Here is an 18,747-nt window from a genome sequence, read left to right as displayed (position 1 = left end):
TGGTCGCGCTCAGTCTCCCGAGCCGTCCGTGGAACGGCAAGTGGTGATCATTCCCGGCACCGGTTCTCCGCGGTTCCCGCGTCGGGATGCCCAAAGGGGGGACCCCTGCCATGTCCCCGGGGCGCCGCGTCGAGCCGGGCCGTCGCGCTCCGTGATCCACCGGGTTCCCTCCGCTCCTGCCGTGGGCCGCGGGCGGGAGGAGCCGACCCCGGTGAGCCGGCCGGCGATCGGAGGACCGCCGCTCCAGCCGCCCCCGCCGCCCCCGCCGCCCCGCCGACGCCGCGGGCCCGCGGGCCCGCCGGCCGCCGCGGGGGTCGGCGCGGCCCGGAACAGCGGTTACCCGTGGGCTGGAAAGGGCTGTTGGGGAGGCCGCCCGGGGCCGGTTGGCGAGGGCCGGGCCGTTGGTACCGGAAGTTACGCCCCCACCGCCCCGCGGGCGGCCGTCGCGCGCTAGATTTCTGGCCATGCCCCGTGGACGTCACCGCCATTCCCAGCCGCTGCACCGGATGCTGCCGCCGCTGACCGTCGCCGGTACCGCGGCCGTGCTCGCCCTCGCCTCGCTCATCTGCGCTGATACCGCCCTGGTGCGGGTGCTCGCCGTCGCCGCCGCGCTCGTCGCCGGGGCCGGCGCGGCGCTGGCCCGGGTCTGGGACCGCTCCGCCGGCCGCGAGGTGGGCGAGCTGACCGCACGGCAGGTCCGCGACGAGCGGAAGGCCGAGGAGCGCGAGGCGGAGCTGGAGACGGACCTGGAGGAGTCCCGGGAGATCCGCGGCAGGCTGGAGAAGAAGCTGCGGGCCAAGCGGGCCGAGCTGGGCCGGCTGCGCACCGAGCACGCCGACCTGCTGCGCCGCTACGCCACCGCCGAGACCGAGCGGGCCCGCGCCCTGGAGGCACGGCGCCGGGTGCAGCGCGAGGGAGCGGCCGCCGGCCGGCTCGCCCTCGGCACGGGACCGGCCCCCGTCGGCCCCGCCGCCTACCTCAAGGCGGCCGACGCGCTGCGCAACCTCGCCCGCAACGCCGCCACCCAGCAGGCGCGGCGCACCGTCGAGGAGGCCCGTCGCCGGGACGCCGCCCCCGACGGACGGCAGGCCCGGCACGCCTGGGGCGCGCCCGTGCCGCGGCCCGGCGAGCCCCGGACGGCGCCGACCGCTTCGGCGGTGCTGCCGTACGCGCAGCCGACCCGCCCGAACGCGACGGCGAGCCGCGCGATCGGCGGCTTCGACTTCTTCGGCTCGGGCACCGGCCTCAAGCCCGCGCCGCCGCAGGGCCTGGCGCCGGTCGGCCCCGTCGTCCAGCACCCGGCCGCACCGGTCGAGCACGCGCAGGCGTCCGAGGTGATCGACCTGACCGCGCACGACGAGACCGAGCAGCTCGACGTCCGCGACCTGCGCGCCCAGGCGTAGCCGCGACGGCGCCCACGAAGCTGGTCAAAGGAGAGGGAGCCGGACCCGAGGCGGGTCCGGCTCCCTCGTCGTCCACCGGCGGCCCGTGGCCGAGGGCCGCCACGCCGCCGCCCGGCCGCCTGGGGCCCGCGCGTCGGCGTCCCCTACGTGTCGACGCTCCTGGGCGCCGGCGTCGCCCGCGCGTCGATGGCGCCTACTTGTCGATGTCGCCGACCACGAAGAACATCGAGCCCAGGATCGCCACCATGTCCGCCACCAGCGTCCCCGGCAGCAGCACCGTCAGGGCCTGGATGTTGTTGAACGACGCGGAGCGCAGCTTGAGCCGGTACGGCGTCTTCTCGCCCTTGGAGACGAGGTAGTAGCCGTTGAGGCCGAGCGGGTTCTCCGTCCAGGCGTAGGTGTGGCCCTCGGGGGCCTTGAGGACCTTCGGCAGGCGCTGGTTGACCGGGCCGGGCGGCAGCTGCGTGATCCGGTCCAGGCAGGCGGTGGCCAGGTCGAGGGCGTTGTGGGTCTGCTCCAGCAGCACCTCGAAGCGGGCCAGGCAGTCCCCCTCGGTGCGGACCGGCACCCGCAGCGTGTCGGCCAGCTCGCCGTACGCCAGGTACGGCTCGTCGCGGCGCAGGTCGAAGTCGACGCCGGAGGCGCGGGCGATCGGACCGCTCACCCCGAACGCGTGCACGTCGGCGGAGGACAGCACGCCGACGCCGCGGGTGCGGCCGCGGAAGATCTCGTTGCCGAGCACCAGGTCGTCGAACCGGCCCATCCGGGAGCGGACCCCGGCCACGGCCGTGCGGGCCCGGTCCAGCCAGCCGGCCGGCAGGTCCTCCTTCAGGCCGCCGACCCGGTTGAACATGTAGTGCATGCGCCCGCCGGAGACCTCCTCCATCACGTGCTGGAGCTCCTCGCGCTCGGTGAACGCGTAGAAGATCGGCGTGATGCCGCCGAGCTCCAGCGGGTAGGAGCCGAGGAACATCAGGTGGTTGAGCACCCGGTTCAGCTCGGCCAGCAGGGTGCGCAGCCACACCGCGCGGTCCGGCACCTCCATGCCGAGCATCCGCTCGACGCCCAGCACCACGCCCAGCTCGTTGGAGAAGGCCGACAGCCAGTCGTGGCGGTTGGCCAGCATGATGATCTGCCGGTAGTCCCGCGCCTCGAAGAGCTTCTCCGCGCCCCGGTGCATGTATCCGACGATCGGCTCGGCGCTGCGGATCCGCTCGCCGTCCAGCACCAGGCGCAGCCTCAGCACACCGTGGGTCGACGGGTGCTGAGGACCGATGTTCAGCACCATGTCGGTACCCTCGGCCGCGCCACCCACCCCGATCGTCGTCTCCGTCATGGGTCCCATCCTCTCAGGGCCGGCAGGGGCGTTGCGCCGTGGGCGGAATCCGCCGCGGGCGTTCCCGCCTTCCCGAGCGGCGGCGGCCGGGCCAGGGTGGAGGGCATGGAGATCCTTGTGCTGGGCGGGACGGAGTTCGTCGGAAGGGCGGTGGCGGAGGCCGCGGTGGCGCGCAGCTGGGGGGTGACGGTCTTCCACCGCGGCCGGCACCCCGCGCCCGAGGGAGCGCGGACGCTGCTCGGCGACCGCGCCACCGGGGATCTCGGCGCGCTGGCCGCGGGGGAGTGGGACGCCGTGGTGGACACCTGGTCGGCCGCGGCGGGACCGGTCGCCGAGGCGGCACGGGCGCTGCGCGGTCGGGTCGGGGGCTACGCGTACGTCTCCAGCCGGTCGGTGTACGCCGAGCCCGCCCCGGCCCGGCTCGACGAGAGCGCGCCCGTGGTGAGCGGCGAGGGCGAGGACTACGCGGCGGTGAAGCGGGCGGGCGAGCTGGCGGCGCAGCGGGTCTACGGGGACGCGGCGCTGCTGGTGCGGGCCGGGCTGATCCTGGGCCCGCGCGAGAACGTCGGGCGGCTGCCCTGGTGGCTGAACCGGATCGCGCGCGGCGGCGACGTGCTCGCCCCCGGCCCCCGGGACCTGCCGTTGCAGTACGTCGACGCCCGCGACCTGGCCGCCTGGACGCTGGACGCGCTCGCCGCCGGGCGCGGCGGCCCCTACAACGTCGTCAGCCCGCCCGGCCACACCACCATGGGGGAGCTGCTGGCGGAGTGCGCGGCCGTGACGGGGTCGGACGCGGTGCTGCGCTGGGCGGCGCCCGAGACGGTCCTGGCCGCCGGCATCGAGCCGTGGACGCAGCTGCCGGTGTGGCTGCCGCCGGGCGCGGACCACGTCACGATGCACCAGGGAGACGTCGGCAAGGCGCTGGCCGCGGGGCTGCGGTGCCGCCCGGTCGGCGAGACCGTCGCCGACACCTGGCGGTGGCTGGCCTCGATCGGCGGCAGCGCGCCGCAGCGTCCCGACCGGGCACCGGTCGGGCTCGACCCGGCGGTGGAGGCCCGGGTGCTGGCCGCGCTCGGCGGCTGACGCGCGGCCGACGTGTCGCTGGGGGTCTCCGGGCCCGGCCTCGTGCTCAGGGTGCCAGCAGGTCCGCGCAGCCCGGGTCGGCAGGCGTGGCCAGCCAGAGGAAGCCGCCCAGACCGTGCGGGTCGGTCAGCTCGGCCGCCTCGCCGGCCGCGGCCAGCGCCCGCACGTAGCCGGCCGGGTCCCGCGAGGCCAGCGCGAGCGGCGGCCGGGCGCCGCTGACACCGAGGGCGCGCAGGGCCGCCCGCTGGGTGGTGAGGGTGCCCGGGAGGGCGTCCATGGCGACGTGCGAGGTCAGGTCGCGGGAGCCGTCGGGCACGGGCGGGACCTGGCGGCCGTCCCGGTAGCCGGTGAGGGTGCCGGCGGCCGGACGGGTGTCCCGGGTGTGGCCGTAGTCCACGGCGACCGCCAGCCCCGCGCGGAGCGTGCCCGCGGCCTCGCGCCACGCCGCCTCCCGGGGCGGCCCCAGCTCGACCCGGCGGCCGGCGGGGCCGAGGTCCTCGCCGACGGCGTCGTCGGTCCCGTCCGGCCCGTCCGGCCCGTCCGGCCCGTCCGGCCCGTCCGGGGCCGGCCACCAGCGCGCCAGCCACTCGGCGTCCCGCGCGTCCAGCGGCGCGCCCAGCCGCTCGGCGCCGTCGCGGGGGCGGACCTCGACGTAGCGGGGGGTGCCGTCGGGGCCGGGGGCGGCCACGTCGACGGGCACGTTGTCCAGCCACTCGTTGGCGAAGAGCAGGCCCGCCACGCCCGGCGGCGGACGGTCCGACCACGCCACCCGCGGGTCCAGCCGGTCCGGGCGCGGCCCGAGGTCGACGGCGTGCACCCGGACCCGGGCGGCCAGCCCGGCCGGCAGCGCGGCCAGCACCCCGGCGGCCAGCTCGCCGCCGCCCGCCCCCATGTCCACGAAGGCCGGCTCCGCCGGGTGCCCGAGCGCCGCGTCGACCCGGACGAGCAGCCGGGCCACCGCCGCGGCGAAGAGCGGCGAGGCGTGCACGGAGGTGCGGAAGTGGGCGGCCGGCCGTTCGCGGACGAAGAAGCCGCCCGGCCCGTAGAGGGCCCGCTCGGTGGCCGTCCGCCACCGCAGCCAGCCGTCACCAGCCGAGCCGTCGACGGGGCTCACGCCGGGTCCGCCCGTCATCGCGCCGCCACCGGCCTGCTGCCTTCCGCCACCGGCCTGCTGCCTTCTGTCACCGATCCGCCCGCCCTTCCCCACCGCTCGCCGTCCGCTCGCCGTCCGCCTGCCGTCCCCCGTCCGCCGCCCGGCCGTGCCGCCCCGAGCGCCCCGCGCCCCGCGCCGTCCACCCCGTTTCACCGCGCGTTCACCGCTGCTCCGCGGCCCCGTCACCGCCGGGGCGCGCGGGCCGCCGGGGGGAACCCGCGCACCCCGCGCCGGCGTCGAAGAGCTGGACGGTGTGTCCCATGGGGCCGGTAGGGTCGTGGGATACCACAGTACGAGGGAGTGGAAAGCCGATGACTGCCGGAAACGACGGCACCCCGGAGGACGACGACCCGTTCGCGTACCTCTACCGGTCCGAGGGCGGCGAGCAGCCGGGCCAGACCGCGGGGCAGCCAGGCGTGCCCCGGACCTCGTACCACCAGGTGCAGCGGGTCGGCGAGCGCCGCAGCCCGGCGCAGGGCGGTTACGGCTACCCGCCGCAGGCCCAGCCCGGTGCCGGCCAGCAGCAGGGCGGCTACGGCTACCCGCCGCAGGCCCAGCCGGGCGCCGGTCAGCAGCAGGGTGGCTACGGCTACCCGCCCCAGGCGCCCGCGCAGGCCCCCTACGGCTACGACCAGGGCCAGGGTCAGGGCCAGGGCCAGGGCCGCCAGGGTTACGCGGGCCAGTACGCCGGGCCCACGCAGGCGGTCCCCGGCCAGCCGGGGCAGCCCGGCGGGTTCCAGCAGCCGGGCGGGCCGCAGCAGCCGGGCGGTCCGGGCGGCCCGGGCGGCCCGGCGGGGTCCGGCAACCGCCGGGGCCTGCTCATCGGCGCCGTCGCCGTGGTGGCCGCGGTCGCCGTCGGCATCGCCTTCGCGATGACCAACGGCTCGGGCGGCAAGGACAAGGCCGAGGCGAGCAGCACCTCCGCGCCGGCCGTCACCTCCGCGCCCCCCACCAGCGCCTCCGCCTCGCCCACCGCGACCCCCTTCGGCTCGTTGAAGGCGGACGCGGCCACGCTGGCGCTCGCCGGGGGCGCCGCGACCTCCACCGAGCACCCGGGCGCCCAGGCGGCCGGCGGCACCTACGTGGACAACATGGCCACGCAGGGCGCCTCGGCGACGTGGACCGTCACCGTGCCCGAGGACGGCAAGTACACGTACTTCATCAGCTACGGCAACGCCGGTCCGGACGCCACGCTCACGCTCGGCGTCGACGGCAAGCCGCACACCGGCCCGGTGAAGATGAACAACTGGAGCCACGCCACCGACTGGGCCAAGGCGTGGAGCATGTCCACGTACTCGTGGGTGGACCTGAAGAAGGGCGCCAACACGCTCTCCCTGTCCTGCACCCCGGCCGACACCAACTGCGGCGTCAACCTGGACCAGGTCTGGCTCAAGCAGGGCTACGTCACGAAGTAGCGGGTCCGCGTCCGCCGAGTCCGCGTCCGCGGGTCCGCGTCCGGCGGGCTCCGGGCGCGTCGGCCGGACGCCGTCGTCGCCCTCAGCCGAGCGGCCTGACCGCCACCTTCGGCAGCAGGTCCGCGTAGGCGGCCCGGTCGTACTCGCCCGCGGCCGGCGCCAGTACGGTCGCCGCCGACAGCGCCACCGCGCGGGCCACCCGCGACGGCCAGTCCAGGCCCTCGACGAGTCCGGAGAGCAGCCCGGCCACGGCCGAGTCGCCGGCCCCGGCCGGGTTCCCGCGCAGCCGGGCGGGCGGTTCGGCCCGCCAGCCGCCGTCCTCGGCGAGCACCAGCATCCCGTCAGCGCCCAGCGACGCCGCGACCGTGCGCGCGCCGCGGCGGCGGGCGTCCAGCGCCGCCCGGGCCGGCTCGGCGAAGCCGGTGAGGCCGGCCAGCTCGGCCGTGTTCGGCTTGATCAGGTCCGGGCGGGCGGCCAGACCCCGGCGCAGCGGTTCGCCGCCGGTGTCCAGCAGGACGTGGACGCCGGCCGTCCGGGCCTCCCGCACCAGGTCCGCGTAGGCGCCGACCGGCACGCCCGGCGGCAGGCTGCCGCACAGCGCCACCGCCCGGGTGTCCGGGCCGGCCAGCAGCTCCCGGTACCGGTCCTGGAAGGCGGCCCACTCGGCCGCGGAGACCGCCGGGCCCGGCTCGTTGAACATCGTGGTGTCGCCGGTGTCCTCGGCCGCCACGGCCACCGTCCGCCGGGTCCGCCCGGCCACCGGTACCAGCGCGTCCGTCAGCCGGTCCGCGTGCGGCACCGCCGCCAGGCCGCGCCGCAGCTCCTGCCCGGCCGGCCCGCCGGCGAAGCCCGTCACGGTGGCGCGGTGGCCGAGCGCCGCCAGCACCCGGGCGACGTTCACCCCCTTCCCGCCGGGCCGCTCCACCACGGCCGGCACCCGGTGGGTGGAGCGCGGCACCAGCGACGGGACCCGGTAGGTGAGGTCGAGCGCGGCGTTCAGCGTGACGGTGATGATCACCCGTCGATTCTGGCAAGACAACGGCGGCCGGCCCAGAGCGGACCGGCCGCCTTTACGGCCCGGGGTGCGGCCCTTGCCGAGCCGTTGAACATTCCGGCCCGCCGTACGACCGCGGCGGTACCGCGCGGGGTCAGAGCACCCCGTCGGGGCGGACCACCCACGCGCCCCCGCGCATCACACCCACCAGGTCGTACTGCGCGTCGAGCACCACCAGGTCCGCGTCCTTGCCCGGCTCCAGCGAGCCGATCCGGTCGGACAGGCCCAGCAGCCGCGCCGGGTTGGCGGACAGCGCCTTCACCGCGTGCTCCAGCGGCAGCCGGTCCACCGTCACCGCCCGCTTGAAGGCGGTGTCCAGGGTGAGCGTGGAGCCGGCGATCGAGCCGCCCTCCACCAGCCGGGCCACGCCCTCCAGCACCTCGACCTTGAGCGGGCCCAGGTCGTAGAGGCCGTCGCCGAAGCCGGCCGCGTCCATCGCGTCGGTGATGAACGCGACCCGGTCCGGTCCGGCGCTGGCGAAGGCGAGTTCGAGGACGGCCGGGTGCAGGTGGGTGCCGTCGTTGATCAGCTCGACGGTGACCCGCTCGTCGGCCAGCAGCGCCGTGATCGGGCCGGGGGCGCGGTGCTGGAGCGGCGGCATCGCGTTGAACAGGTGGGTGGCCACCGTGGCGCCGGCGTCGATCGCCGCGACGGTCTGCTCGTAGTCGCCGTCGGTGTGCCCGACGGCGGCGATCACGCCGAGGTCGGCCAGCAGCCGCACCGACTCGATGCCGCCGGGCAGCTCGGTGGCGAGGGTGACCATCCGCACCGCGCCGCGGCCCGCCTCCACCAGCCGGCGCACCGCGGCCGGGTCCGGGTGGCGCAGCAGCGTCTCGTCGTGCGCGCCCTTGCGGCAGGGCGAGATGAACGGGCCCTCGTAGTGGATGCCGGCCAGGTCGCCCTGCTCCACCAGCTCCGAGAGCAGCCCCGCCTGCCGGGTCAGCGCCTCTTCCGACTCGGTGACCGTGGAGGCCACCAGAGTGGTGGTGCCGTGCTCGCGGTGGGTGCGCACCCCGGTGAGGACGTCCTCGGCGGTGCCGGAGGTGAACGAGGCGCCGCCGCCGCCGTGGTTGTGCAGGTCCACGAAGCCCGGCACGACCGTCCAGCCGCGCCCGGAGAGGTCCACGACCGCCTCGTCGGGCCGTGCGGCCTCCGGCTCGGCGATCCGGGTGCCCTCGACGGCGATCCGGCCGTCCTCCAGCACCCCGGAGGGCAGCACGGCGCGGACCCCCGCCAGTACGGTGCGCCGCGCGGCCGAGGGGGTCGACGGCGACGGCGGTACCGCCGGTGTGGGCGGTGTCGTTACGGGGGCCATCAGGCGTCCACCTCCGTGGTGATCAGATCCCAGGCGAGCAGGCCCGCGCCCAGGCAGCCGGCGGTGTCCCCGAGCGCGGCGGGGACGATGTGCGGGAGCTTCTGGAAGGTCAGCCGGGTTTCGACGGCCTCCCGCAGCGGGTCGAAGAGGGTGGCGCCGGCCTCGGCCATGCCGCCGCCGACGACCACCGTCCGGGGGTCGAGCAGCGTCAGGCCGGTGACCAGGCCGTCGGCGAGGGCGTCCACAGCCTCCTGCCACACCCGCGCCGCCCGCGGGTCGCCGTCCGCGACCGCCCGCGCGCACGCGGCGGCGTCCGCCGCCGGGTCGCCGCTGGCCCGCGCCCAGGTGCGGGAGACCGCGCCGGCCGAGGCGTACGCCTCCAGGCAGCCGAGCTGGCCGCAGCCGCAGACGCGGCCGCCGGGGCGGACCACGATGTGCCCGATCTCGCCGGCGCAGCCGTGCGCGCCGGCCTCGATCCGCCCGTCGATGCCGATGGCGCCGGCGATGCCGGTGCCCAGCGGCACGAACAGGAAGCGGTCGGCGCCCCGGCCGGCGCCGATCCGGCCCTCGGCCAGCCCGCCGGTCCGCACGTCGTGGCCGAGCGCCACCGGCAGGCCGCCCAGCCGGGCGGAGACCAGGTCGCGCAGCGGCAGGTCCTTCCAGCGCAGGTTGGCCGAGTACACCGCGGTGCCGGAGTCCTCGTCCACGATCCCCGGTACCGCCACCCCGGCCGCGAGGGCGCCGTGGCCGAAGGCGGCGGCGCCGTGGGCGTAGAGGTCCGCGGCGAAGTCCAGGACGGCCTCGGCCACCGCCTCGGGCCCGCGTTCGCGACCGGTCGGGCGGCGTGCCTGGTACAGCAGCGCGCCGTCCTCGCCGACCAGCGCTGCCTTCATCCCGGTGCCGCCCACATCGAGAGCGATGACGTGTCTCACGGGTACAGTCTCGCGTCTCACCCCAGAACAGGTCTAGTCCACTCGGAGGGCAAGATCCGTTTCCGCCCCGATGGACGAGGAAACCGCACGTCGCGGGGGTGGGCCGAGAATGCCGCTGCCCCCGGCGACGGAGAACGATCACTCATGGTGTAGACCTTGGCTAAAGGTATGCGGAAGACTCTCCCCTTCCGCGGTGCCCGCCGAGCGGGCGCCCGCGCACGTCTCGGTGAAGTCCAAGGATGGTAGGAACAGTGCAGCGGCGACGACTCCTCGGCATCACGGCTTGCCTCTCATCGGCCCTGGCCCTGACCGGAGTCAGCGCGTGCGGGGCGAGCTCCCCGCTGAGCAAGGACGTCACGATCCACATGGTCGCCGCCGACTACGGCGACCCGAAGGCGCACACCAGCTCCACGAGCTACTGGAACGGCATCGTCTCCGCCTTCGAGAAGCAGAACCCGCGCATCACCGTGGACGTCCAGGTGGTCGACTGGACGCACGTCGACGCGACGGTCGCCGACATGGTCAAGAAGGGCACCCCGCCGGACATCGCGCAGATCGGCTCCTACGCCTCCTACGCCGCCGCGGGCCAGCTCTACAGCGCCGACGACCTCTTCACGGTGAGCGAGCAGGCCGACTTCATCCCCTCGCTGGCGCAGGCCGGCACGGTCGACCACACCCAGTACGGCATCCCGTGGGTGTCCAGCTCCCGGATGTTCTTCTACAACAAGAAGCTCTTCGCGCACGCCGGCATCGAGAAGGCCCCGCAGACCTGGGCGGAGCTGGCCGAGGACGCCAAGCTGCTCAAGGACGCCGGCGTCAAGGTCCCCTACGGCCTGCCGCTCGGCCCCGAGGAGGCCCAGGCCGAGTCGCTGATGTGGATGCTCGGCGCGACCGGCAGCAGCGGCAGCGGCGGGCTGACCGACTCGGCCGACAACTACACCTTCGACAGCGCCGCCAACGTCGAGGCGTTCAGCTGGCTGACGAAGAACCTGGTCAAGCCCGGCCTCGTCGGCCCCAAGGACCCGGCCAAGACCAACCGGCAGGACGTCTTCGACGAGTTCCTGGCCGGCGACGCCGCCATGATCAACGGCCACCCCACCCTGCTGGCCCAGGCCAAGCAGAAGGGCATCGACGTCGGCGTGGCCGCGCTGCCCGGCGAGACCGGCACCGACACCAACACCCTGGGCGTCGCCGACTGGATGATGGCCTTCAACCACAGCGGCAACCGCGACGCCGACGGGACGTTCCTCCAGTTCGTCTACCAGCAGAAGAACAGCGTCAAGTTCCTCGACGAGTACGGCCTGCTGCCGGTGACCACGTCCGCCTCGGACGCGATGCGCGCCAACCCCAAGGACAAGGACCTGGTCCAGTTCCTCAACCTGCTGCCGGACGCGGTCTTCTACCCGGTCGACAAGACCTCCTGGGCCGAGGTCAGCTCGCGGCTCAAGGACGTCATCGGGCAGGCCGTGCACTCCGACCCCAAGAAGGTGCTGTCCGACCTGCAGATCTACGCCGAGACGCAGGACAACAAGTCCAAGTCCGTCGCGGCGAACTGACGCCCCGGGTCGGCCGTACGATCGCGGTACCGGCCGGCGCGGCCGGCACCGCGCGGCGGAGGAGTCGTCCATGAGCACCCCCGAGGGTCCCGGCCCCGGCCCGGACGACGTCCCGCAGCCGCAGCCGCGGCCGCGGCCGGACGGAAGGCCCGGCACGGAGCCCGGCCAGGGACCGGACGCCGCTGAGGGGCCCGACACCGAACAGCCGGGCGCCGACCGGGCGGGCGCCGAGGGGCCGGACGCCGAGGGCCGCCGGACGGCGACCGGCCGGGGGCTGAGGGGCTGTCGGCGCGGGACACCGCCGTACTGGACCTGGCCGGGCGCGGCTGGTCCGGCCCCGGCCCGCGCGACCGGGCGATCCGCGAGCGGCTGGGCATGTCGCCGACCGCCTTCTTCCAGCACCTGAACGCGCTGCTGGACGATCCCGCCGCGCTGCGCTACGCCCCCGGGACCGTCAACCGCTGGCGGGCGGCGCGCGACCGGCACGGCCGCTCGCGCTGATCCGCGACGTGCCGCCGTACGCCCGACATGCGCCGGGGGTACGCGGGTAGGGTCGCACGCATGGCTGCCGAGATCCCCACGCCGCACACGCCCGAGGGCGAGGGAGCCCTCGAAGCGCTCCTCGCCCGCCCCGAACAGGCCGTCGTAGCACTCGACTTCGACGGCACGCTGGCGCCGATCGTGCCCGACCCCGAACAGGCCAGAGCGCTCCCGGGGGCGGCCACCGCCCTCGCCCGGCTCGCACCGCGACTGGCCGCCGCCGTCATCATCACCGGCCGCCCGGCCGGGGTCGCCGTCCGCTACGGCGGCTTCGCCGGAGTGCCAGGGCTCGACCGCCTCGCCGTCCTCGGCCACTACGGCGCCGAGCGCTGGGACGCCCGCTCCGGCGAGGTGCGCGCCCCCGCGCCCGACCCCGGGGTCGACGCGGTCCGGGCCGAACTGGCCGGCTGCCTCGACCGGGTCGGTGCCTGGCACGGCACCTGGATCGAGGACAAGGGCGGCCGCGCGGTCGCCGTGCACACCCGCCGCGCCCAGGACCCCCAGGCCGCCTTCGAGGCGCTGCGCGAACCGCTGGCCGAACTCGCCCGCGCCCACGGCCTGGTGGTGGAGCCCGGCCGCTACGTGCTGGAGCTGCGTCCTCCGGGTGTGGACAAGGGCGTCGCGCTCTTCGAGTACCTGCGCGAGACCGGTGCCCGCAGCGTGCTCTACGCCGGGGACGACCTCGGCGACCTCGCGGCCTTCGCGACCGTGGCCCGGCTGCGCGAGGAGGGCGTCCCGGGCCTGCTCGTGGCCAGCGCGGCCACCGGTGAGACCCCCCAGGAGCTGCTGGACCAGGCCGACTTGGCGGTGCCTGGCCCGGAGGGCGTGGTCGCGCTGCTCGACGCCATCGCGGACGCCCTGGACTCCTGACGGCTGGTCAGGCCACCCGGCCGGGGGAGTACCCGGCCGGGCCGCGGCCGGAGCCCTCCGTCAGCGAACCTCCGACTCGGGCTTCGGGTACGGGAGTTCATCCAGGTCGAGGGTGAAGACGCGGCCGTCGGCGAGCGGAACGGGAAGCCTGCCCGTGCCGTAACGGCGGGTGTGCGCCGCGACGTAGCCGTCGGCCCCGGACAGGACCGTGTACCCCCTGGGGAACTCGGTGTGCGCGATCGCGTCGACGCTCATGGACGGCTCCCTTCCCGTGTGTGGCCAGAATGCGGTGGACCGCCGGGTGCCACCGGGGCCGTGGCGGAAGCGTCATGCGGACGGGCGACACCTGCCCTGACGTGCCGACGTGCCGACGTGCCGACGTGCCGACGTGCGTGGTGCCGGCGTCCGTTCAGCGGTGCCGACGTGCCGGCTCCCGTTCAGCTCAGCGCGTCGAGCTGGCCGAGGAACCACTGCGTCGGCGGCAGCGCGGTGGCCGCCGCCGCCAGCCGCTTCGTGCGGTCGGCGCGCTCGGCCTCCGGCAGGGTGAGCGCGGTGTTGAGGGCGGCGGCGGTGGCCCGCACGTCGTACGGGTTGACGACCACCGCGTCGTCGCCCAGTTCCTCGAACGCCCCGGCCTCGCGGGAGAGCACCAGCGCGACACCGTGGTCGGAGACCACCGGCACCTCCTTGGCCACCAGGTTCATCCCGTCCCGGATCGGGTTGACCAGGGCCACGTCGGCCATCCGGTAGGCGGCCAGCGAACGGGCGAAGTCGTCGTCCACCTTGAGCACCACCGGGGTCCAGCCCGGGGTGCCGAACTCCTCGTTGATCTCCGCCGCGACCCGGGAGACCTCCGCCGTGTACTCGCGGTACAGCGCCAGGTCCTGGCGGGAGGGGTAGGCGAAGGCGACGTGCACCACCCGCTCGCGCCAGCCCGGGTGCTCCAGCAGCAGCCGCCGGTAGGCCAGCAGGCCGCGCACGATGTTCTTCGACAGCTCCGTGCGGTCCACCCGCACGATCAGCCGGCGCCCCGGCCCGGCCTCGGCCCGCAGCGCCGCCATCCGCTCCTCGACGTCCGCCCGGCCGGCCCGCTCCCGCAGGAAGTCCGCGTCGGCGCCCAGGCCGTGCACGCCCAGCCGCGTGGTGTGCCCCGCGTAGCTGACCGACATGCCGTCGGCGGACACCTCGGCGCCGAGCACGTCGGCGCAGCAGGCGGCGAACGCGGCGGCCCAGCGGCGGGTGAGGAACGCGGCCCGGTCGGCGCCGAGCACCCCCTCCAGCACCTGCGCCGCGACGTCGTCCGGCAGCAGCCGGAAGTAGTCCGGCGGCGCCCACGGGGTGTGCGAGAAGTGGCCGATCCGCAGGTCCGGGCGGCGCTGCCGGAGCAGCGCGGGCACCAGGACGAGGTGGTAGTCCTGCACCAGGACGGCGGCGCCCTCGGCCGCCTCCTCGGCGATCGCGTCCGCGAAGGCCGCGTTGTACGCCTCGTACGACGCCCACTGGGAGCGGAACTCCTCGTCGAAGACCGGGTCCAGCGGGGTCTGGTAGAGCAGGTGGTGGACGAACCACAGCACCGAGTTGGCGATGTCGTTGTACGCCGCGTGGAAGACGTCCGGCTCCACCGCGATCATGCGGGTGCCCGGCTCGGCGACGCCGCGCCGCACCGCCTCGCGGTCGCCCTCCGACATCGCCGCGCACACCCACACCGCGCCGGCGTCCGGCCCGATCGCGCTCAGCCCCGAGACCATCCCGCCGCCGCCGCGTCGGCCGGTGAGCCCGCCGTCCTCACCCACGGTGTACGACACGGGGCCGCGGTTCGACGCGACCAGTACCCGCGCGCTGCCCTCGCTGCCTGCCATCCGACCTCCCACGCCTCCTTCCACGCCACCACGCCGCGCCGCTCCGGACCTGCTTCGAGGAGCGGCGCCGCCCCTTGCGCGGACGGCGCCGCTCGTCAGACAGGACCTACCACCCGCGCCCCGTCTCAAACGTCCCCCACGCGTCGTCCTGCCCCTCGGGACGCCACGCGACCTGCGGCGACACCGGTACGCGGGGGCCTCCGGGGCCGGGGGCCGCCCGGGTGGCCCGCAGGCCCTGTCCGACGGTCAGGCGGCGTGGCGGGCGGCGTACTCCGGGACCGTGGCCATCGGCGGCCGCTCGTCGGTGTCCACCGCGTGCGTGGTGGGGCGGAAGCCGCCGGCCGCGCGGTCGAACTGGGTCAGCCGCGGCCGGACCAGGTGGCCGTGCTGGAGCCGGCTCTGCGCGGTGCGGTAGATCGCCGCCGCCATCCGTCCCAGCGCCTGGCCGTCCTGGTGCCGGTGGTGGCGCACCCCCACGTCGACCTGCGCCAGCCCGTCCAGGCCCACCGCGTCGAGCGCGTCGACCAGCAGCCCGAGCTCCACCCCGTACCCGACCGGGAACGGCAGCCGCTCCAGCAGCGGGCGGCGGGCCGCGTACTCCCCGCCCAGCGGCTGCACGAAGCCGGCCAGCAGCGGCCAGTGCAGGTTCAGCAGCGGCCGCGCGACCAGTTCCGTGACCCGGCCGCCGCCGGCCGGCACCACCTGGCCGCCCGACTCCAGCGGCCGGTCGTACATCGCCTTCACGAGGTGGACGTCCGGCTCGGTCAGCAGCGGGCCGACGATCCCGGAGACGAAGGACGGGTCGAAGTCGCGCAGGTCGGCGTCGACGAAGCAGACGATCTCGCCGCGGGTGGCCAGCAGCGACCGCCACAGCACCTCGCCCTTGCCGGGCAGCACCGGCAGCCGCGGCAGCACCTCGTCGCGCCGCACCACCCGCGCCCCCGCGCGGGCGGCCACCTCCGCGGTGCCGTCGCTGGAGCCCGAGTCGACCACCACCAGCTCGTCCACCAGCGGAACCCCGTCCGGGGCCATCAGCCGCCCCCGGATCGCGGCCACGATCGCGCCGACGGTCGCCTCCTCGTCGAGCGCCGGCAGCACCACGCTGACCGTCCCCCGGGAGCCGGCCGCGTGCTTGGCGGCCAGCAGCTCCTCCAGCGGACGGTCGGCTGCCGACCACGTCCGGCTCTTCAGCCAGCGCTCCACCTCGTCGAGCACGGATCTCCTCTCCTCAGTCGCTTCAGTCGCTTCAGTCGCTTCAGTCGCGGACGAGCCGCGGGCCCGCCGACCCGGCCGACCGGGAGGCCGGCCAACGCGGGGCCGGCGAACGGATCAGGCCGGATCAGGCCGGAACAGCCGGCGCCGGCGCCGCGACGCGGGGACCGGTGTGACACGTCTCGCGTTGCGGACCCCTGTCTCCGCCCCCGGGTTCGTCGGTTACAGTTTTGAACAACACGCGAGGCGCCGGCATGCCGGGGTCCCGCCGACAAACGCACCGGGCCCGCCGTCCATGGGCAGGCCGCCCGGCGCCATACCGCTCATCCAGAGGGGCAGAGGGAACGGCCCGTTGAAGCCCCGGCAACCCTCCCGCCGACCGCGAGGTCACACGGTGGGGAAGGTGCCAATTCCGTCTCCTGGCGCGCCCGCGCCACGAGGAAGATGAGGAGAAAGGGCCTCGCCAGTTATGGCTGCGCACACTGCCGCAAGCACCGAACTTCCCACCGCGACCACCGCGTCCGGCGACTCCGCCGGTGAGCCGCGCGCCCCCTTCGGCCCGGCCGCCGCGCTCTCCTGCCGCGAGTGCGGGACCCGCTTCCCGCTCGGCCCGGTCTTCGCGTGTCTGGAGTGTTTCGGCCCGCTCGAAGTGGCCTACGACCTGCCGACCGGCGACCCCGAGGGCCTGCGCCGCCGGATCGAGGCCGGTCCGGCCAGCATCTGGCGCTACGCGCCGCTGCTCCCGGTGCCCGCCGACGTCGCCGAGCAGCCCAACCTGAACCCGGGCTGGACCCGGCTGGTCAAGGCCGACCGGCTGGCCCGCGAGCTGGGCATCACCGGCGGCCTGCACGTCAAGGACGACTCCGGCAACCCCACGCACTCCTTCAAGGACCGCGTGGTGGCCATCGCCCTGGAGGCCGCCCGCACCTTCGGGATGACCACCCTGTCCTGCTCCTCCACCGGCAACCTGGCCGGCGCGGTCGGCGCCGCCGCGGCCCGGGCCGGCCTGAAGTCCTGCGTGTTCATCCCGCACGATCTGGAGGCCGGCAAGGTCGTCATGGCCGCCGTCTACGGCGGCGACCTCGTCGCGATCGAGGGCTCCTACGACGACGTGAACCGCTTCTGCTCCGAGCTGATCGGCGACCCGATCGGCGAGGACTGGGGCTTCGTCAACGTGAACCTGCGGCCGTACTACGGCGAGGGCTCCAAGACGCTGGCCTACGAGATCGCCGAGCAGCTCGGCTGGCGGCTCCCGGACAACCTGGTCATCCCGATCGCCTCCGGCTCCCAGCTGACCAAGATCGACAAGGGGCTGCGCGAGCTGATCGCGCTCGGCCTGGTCGAGGAGAAGCCCTACAAGATCTTCGGCGCCCAGGCCGAGGGCTGCTCGCCCGTCTCGGCGGCCTTCAAGGCCGGCCACGACGTGGTGCGGCCGGTCAAGCCGGACACCATCGCCAAGTCGCTCGCCATCGGCAACCCGGCCGACGGCCCCTACGTCCTGGACATCGCCCGGCGCACCGGCGGCGCGGTGGAGGACGTCAACGACGAGCAGGTCGTCGAGGCGATCAAGCTGCTGGCCCGTACCGAGGGGATCTTCGCGGAGACCGCGGGCGGCGTCACCATCGGCGTGCTGAAGAAGCTGATCGAGACCGGGCAGCTGGACCCGGCCGGCGAGACCGTCGTCCTCAACACCGGCGACGGACTCAAGACCCTGGACGCGGTCGCGGCCACCAGCGGGCCGACCGCGACGATCCGCCCCACCCTTGCCGCTTTCCGAGAGGCTGGCCTCGCATGAGTGCTTCCGTCCGCATCCCCACCATCCTGCGCACCTACACCGGCGGCCAGGCCGAGGTGCCCGCCGAGGGCGCCACGCTGGCCGAGGTCATCGACTCGCTGGAGCGCGACCACAACGGCATCTCCGCCCGTGTCCTGGACGACGCGGGCAAGCTGCGCCGCTTCGTGAACGTCTACGTCAACGACGACGACGTCCGCTTCTCCGACGGGCTGGCCACGGTCGTCCCCGACGGTGCGAGCGTCTCGATCATTCCCGCCGTCGCGGGCGGCTGAAACCACCGGCGGCCACGCGCCGTCCGTGTCCGCCGCCGGCGGCGGGTGTTTCCGCCGGCAGCGGCCACCATCGCCCCGTTCACCCCTTCGGGTGGACGGGGCGTCCCGCTGTCCGGGCGGTAGTTGAAGAGTTGTACAGTTGCCGGAAGTAAACCCTGGTCCTTGCGGAAGACGACTGCGGCGATTTATCGCCAAATTCATCGGTGAATTATCCCGATGCGTCCCGTTTGCCCTGTCCGGGATGCCCCGCATTATCGATGTTTCTCGGTGCATTTCCGATCGGTCGCGCCGAGAATTCTCGTCCATTTGACCTGTTGCAGTGGGCATCCGTGCAGATACATTCAGCCGCGGTCGACGCGTTCCGGCGCACGCCCCCCGGGGTTCCCTCCCTCATCGGGTCGGGAATCCAGGACGGGTGAGGTCTGACCCGGGCCCGTGAAGTGCGGGGCCGCGACAGGGCCAGCAATAGGGGAGTTAGGAATGGCTCAGGGCACCGTCAAGTGGTTCAACGCGGAGAAGGGGTACGGCTTCATCGCGGTCGACGGTGGTGCGGATGTCTTCGTCCACTACAGCGCGATCCAGATGGACGGGTACCGCACCCTCGAAGAAGGCCAGCGGGTCGAGTTCGAGATCTCGCAGGGTCAGAAGGGGCCGCAGGCGGACATGGTCCGTCTGGCTGTCTGACCTCCCGGCGCGTTCGGCCACCGACGCGACCTGTAGCACCAGCACCACGGGAGCCGCACCCCGCCGCGGGGGTGCGGCTCCCTCGCGTTCTCCCCGCGTTCTCCCTCGTGTTCCCCTCGCGATCCCCTCGCGATCCCCTCGTGTCGCCACCGCGGGGCGCTGAGACGGGCCCTGACGGGCCGCCGACGGTCCCCTGTCCGGCTCCTGGCCGCCTCCTGCCCGCCCTCCTGACCGGCCCCTCCCGACCGCCCGTGGCCGACTCCCGGTC

The 18,747-nt window shown here is 75.2% G+C and carries 17 protein-coding genes and 1 riboswitch; of the genes, 9 read left to right on the top strand and 8 right to left on the bottom strand.

Features of this window, described 5'->3' with window-relative positions:
• Positions 1 to 464: 464 nt before the first annotated feature.
• Positions 465 to 1,403 carry a hypothetical protein gene (locus BS72_RS13575; RefSeq protein ID WP_037910694.1) on the top strand — a complete coding sequence of 313 codons (939 nt, stop codon included), beginning with the start codon at positions 465 to 467 and terminating at the stop codon, positions 1,401 to 1,403.
• A gap of 193 nt (positions 1,404 to 1,596) precedes the next feature.
• Here BS72_RS13575 and BS72_RS13570 read toward each other — a convergent pair whose 3' ends face one another.
• Positions 1,597 to 2,748 (bottom strand): NADH-quinone oxidoreductase subunit D, encoded by a 1,152-nt coding sequence (locus BS72_RS13570; RefSeq protein ID WP_078901340.1) that lies wholly within the window; start codon positions 2,746 to 2,748, stop codon positions 1,597 to 1,599.
• Positions 2,749 to 2,844: 96 nt separating this feature from the next.
• Here BS72_RS13570 and BS72_RS13565 point away from each other — a divergent pair, with 96 nt between their 5' ends.
• Positions 2,845 to 3,822, top strand: coding sequence for an NAD-dependent epimerase/dehydratase family protein (locus BS72_RS13565; RefSeq protein WP_037910689.1), 978 nt, complete (start codon positions 2,845 to 2,847; stop codon positions 3,820 to 3,822).
• Positions 3,823 to 3,868: 46 nt separating this feature from the next.
• On the opposite strand, the gene BS72_RS13560 is transcribed toward BS72_RS13565, so the two are convergent.
• Positions 3,869 to 4,954 carry an SAM-dependent methyltransferase gene (locus BS72_RS13560; RefSeq protein ID WP_051951080.1) on the bottom strand — a complete coding sequence of 362 codons (1,086 nt, stop codon included), beginning with the start codon at positions 4,952 to 4,954 and terminating at the stop codon, positions 3,869 to 3,871.
• A gap of 332 nt (positions 4,955 to 5,286) precedes the next feature.
• On the opposite strand from BS72_RS13560, the gene BS72_RS36470 reads away from it, so the two are divergent.
• Positions 5,287 to 6,390 (top strand): carbohydrate-binding protein, encoded by a 1,104-nt coding sequence (locus BS72_RS36470; RefSeq protein WP_037910687.1) that lies wholly within the window; start codon positions 5,287 to 5,289, stop codon positions 6,388 to 6,390.
• Positions 6,391 to 6,472: 82 nt separating this feature from the next.
• Here BS72_RS36470 and BS72_RS13550 read toward each other — a convergent pair whose 3' ends face one another.
• The 3 genes from BS72_RS13550 to BS72_RS13540 form a co-directional block, all read right to left on the bottom strand.
• Positions 6,473 to 7,408, bottom strand: a complete 936-nt coding sequence (locus BS72_RS13550) for a 1-phosphofructokinase family hexose kinase (protein ID WP_037910685.1) — start codon at positions 7,406 to 7,408, stop codon at positions 6,473 to 6,475.
• A 130-nt stretch (positions 7,409 to 7,538) separates the two neighbouring features.
• Positions 7,539 to 8,759, bottom strand: a complete 1,221-nt coding sequence (nagA, locus tag BS72_RS13545; RefSeq protein WP_051951079.1) for an N-acetylglucosamine-6-phosphate deacetylase — start codon at positions 8,757 to 8,759, stop codon at positions 7,539 to 7,541.
• Positions 8,759 to 9,691 carry an ROK family protein gene (locus BS72_RS13540; RefSeq protein ID WP_037910683.1) on the bottom strand — a complete coding sequence of 311 codons (933 nt, stop codon included), beginning with the start codon at positions 9,689 to 9,691 and terminating at the stop codon, positions 8,759 to 8,761. The genes nagA and BS72_RS13540 overlap by 1 nt, the downstream gene beginning before the upstream one ends.
• A 239-nt stretch (positions 9,692 to 9,930) precedes the next feature.
• On the opposite strand from BS72_RS13540, the gene BS72_RS13535 reads away from it, so the two are divergent.
• From BS72_RS13535 to otsB, 3 genes are all read left to right on the top strand, one after another.
• Entirely contained in the window at positions 9,931 to 11,247 is a 1,317-nt protein-coding gene (locus BS72_RS13535; RefSeq protein WP_198545888.1) for an extracellular solute-binding protein, read from the top strand.
• 282 nt (positions 11,248 to 11,529) lie between these two features.
• Complete coding sequence (locus BS72_RS13530) at positions 11,530 to 11,748, top strand: DUF3263 domain-containing protein (RefSeq protein ID WP_037910680.1); 219 nt, start codon at positions 11,530 to 11,532, stop codon at positions 11,746 to 11,748.
• 60 nt (positions 11,749 to 11,808) lie between these two features.
• The gene (otsB, locus tag BS72_RS13525; protein WP_037910678.1) at positions 11,809 to 12,657 is read left to right on the top strand and encodes a trehalose-phosphatase; all 849 of its coding nucleotides are present in this window, start codon (positions 11,809 to 11,811) and stop codon (positions 12,655 to 12,657) included.
• Between the two features lie 60 nt (positions 12,658 to 12,717).
• On the opposite strand, the gene BS72_RS13520 is transcribed toward otsB, so the two are convergent.
• The 3 genes from BS72_RS13520 to BS72_RS13510 all read right to left on the bottom strand — a co-directional run bounded on the left by BS72_RS13520 (position 12,718) and on the right by BS72_RS13510 (position 15,731).
• Entirely contained in the window at positions 12,718 to 12,912 is a 195-nt protein-coding gene (locus tag BS72_RS13520; protein WP_037910676.1) for a hypothetical protein, read from the bottom strand.
• Positions 12,913 to 13,094: 182 nt separating this feature from the next.
• On the bottom strand, positions 13,095 to 14,516 hold the full coding sequence (locus tag BS72_RS13515; protein ID WP_037910674.1) for an alpha,alpha-trehalose-phosphate synthase (UDP-forming): 1,422 nt from the start codon (positions 14,514 to 14,516) through the stop codon (positions 13,095 to 13,097).
• A 246-nt stretch (positions 14,517 to 14,762) separates the two neighbouring features.
• The gene (locus tag BS72_RS13510) at positions 14,763 to 15,731 is read right to left on the bottom strand and encodes a glucosyl-3-phosphoglycerate synthase (RefSeq protein ID WP_037910672.1); all 969 of its coding nucleotides are present in this window, start codon (positions 15,729 to 15,731) and stop codon (positions 14,763 to 14,765) included.
• Positions 15,732 to 16,048: 317 nt separating this feature from the next.
• Positions 16,049 to 16,179, top strand: a riboswitch (SAM riboswitch).
• An 18-nt stretch (positions 16,180 to 16,197) separates the two neighbouring features.
• On the opposite strand from BS72_RS13510, the gene thrC reads away from it, so the two are divergent.
• The 3 genes from thrC to BS72_RS13495 all read left to right on the top strand — a co-directional run bounded on the left by thrC (position 16,198) and on the right by BS72_RS13495 (position 18,479).
• Positions 16,198 to 17,523 (top strand): threonine synthase, encoded by a 1,326-nt coding sequence (thrC, locus tag BS72_RS13505; RefSeq protein ID WP_037910669.1) that lies wholly within the window; start codon positions 16,198 to 16,200, stop codon positions 17,521 to 17,523.
• Positions 17,520 to 17,795, top strand: coding sequence for a ubiquitin-like small modifier protein 1 (locus BS72_RS13500; RefSeq protein WP_037910667.1), 276 nt, complete (start codon positions 17,520 to 17,522; stop codon positions 17,793 to 17,795). Before thrC ends, BS72_RS13500 begins: the two co-directional genes overlap by 4 nt.
• A 480-nt stretch (positions 17,796 to 18,275) precedes the next feature.
• Positions 18,276 to 18,479 carry a cold-shock protein gene (locus tag BS72_RS13495; protein WP_037910665.1) on the top strand — a complete coding sequence of 68 codons (204 nt, stop codon included), beginning with the start codon at positions 18,276 to 18,278 and terminating at the stop codon, positions 18,477 to 18,479.
• Positions 18,480 to 18,747 lie beyond the last annotated feature (268 nt).

It is taken from the genome of Actinacidiphila yeochonensis CN732 (assembly GCF_000745345.1).
Classification (GTDB): domain Bacteria; phylum Actinomycetota; class Actinomycetes; order Streptomycetales; family Streptomycetaceae; genus Actinacidiphila; species Actinacidiphila yeochonensis.
Note: the sequence above shows the minus strand (reverse complement) of the source record. Positions and strands in the feature narration are given on the sequence as shown.

Excerpts from the sequence above, each read along its gene's own strand:
- BS72_RS13575 (WP_037910694.1), top strand. The coding sequence starts at position 465 with ATGCCCCGTGGACGTCACCGCCATTCCCAGCCGCTGCACCGGATGCTG.
- BS72_RS13570 (WP_078901340.1), bottom strand. The coding sequence starts at position 2,748 with ATGGGACCCATGACGGAGACGACGATCGGGGTGGGTGGCGCGGCCGAG.
- BS72_RS13565 (WP_037910689.1), top strand. The coding sequence starts at position 2,845 with ATGGAGATCCTTGTGCTGGGCGGGACGGAGTTCGTCGGAAGGGCGGTG.
- BS72_RS13560 (WP_051951080.1), bottom strand. The coding sequence starts at position 4,954 with ATGACGGGCGGACCCGGCGTGAGCCCCGTCGACGGCTCGGCTGGTGAC.
- BS72_RS36470 (WP_037910687.1), top strand. The coding sequence starts at position 5,287 with ATGACTGCCGGAAACGACGGCACCCCGGAGGACGACGACCCGTTCGCG.
- nagA (WP_051951079.1), bottom strand. The coding sequence starts at position 8,759 with ATGGCCCCCGTAACGACACCGCCCACACCGGCGGTACCGCCGTCGCCG.
- BS72_RS13535 (WP_198545888.1), top strand. The coding sequence starts at position 9,931 with ATGGTAGGAACAGTGCAGCGGCGACGACTCCTCGGCATCACGGCTTGC.
- otsB (WP_037910678.1), top strand. The coding sequence starts at position 11,809 with ATGGCTGCCGAGATCCCCACGCCGCACACGCCCGAGGGCGAGGGAGCC.
- BS72_RS13520 (WP_037910676.1), bottom strand. The coding sequence starts at position 12,912 with ATGAGCGTCGACGCGATCGCGCACACCGAGTTCCCCAGGGGGTACACG.
- BS72_RS13515 (WP_037910674.1), bottom strand. The coding sequence starts at position 14,516 with ATGGCAGGCAGCGAGGGCAGCGCGCGGGTACTGGTCGCGTCGAACCGC.
- thrC (WP_037910669.1), top strand. The coding sequence starts at position 16,198 with ATGGCTGCGCACACTGCCGCAAGCACCGAACTTCCCACCGCGACCACC.
- BS72_RS13500 (WP_037910667.1), top strand. The coding sequence starts at position 17,520 with ATGAGTGCTTCCGTCCGCATCCCCACCATCCTGCGCACCTACACCGGC.
- BS72_RS13495 (WP_037910665.1), top strand. The coding sequence starts at position 18,276 with ATGGCTCAGGGCACCGTCAAGTGGTTCAACGCGGAGAAGGGGTACGGC.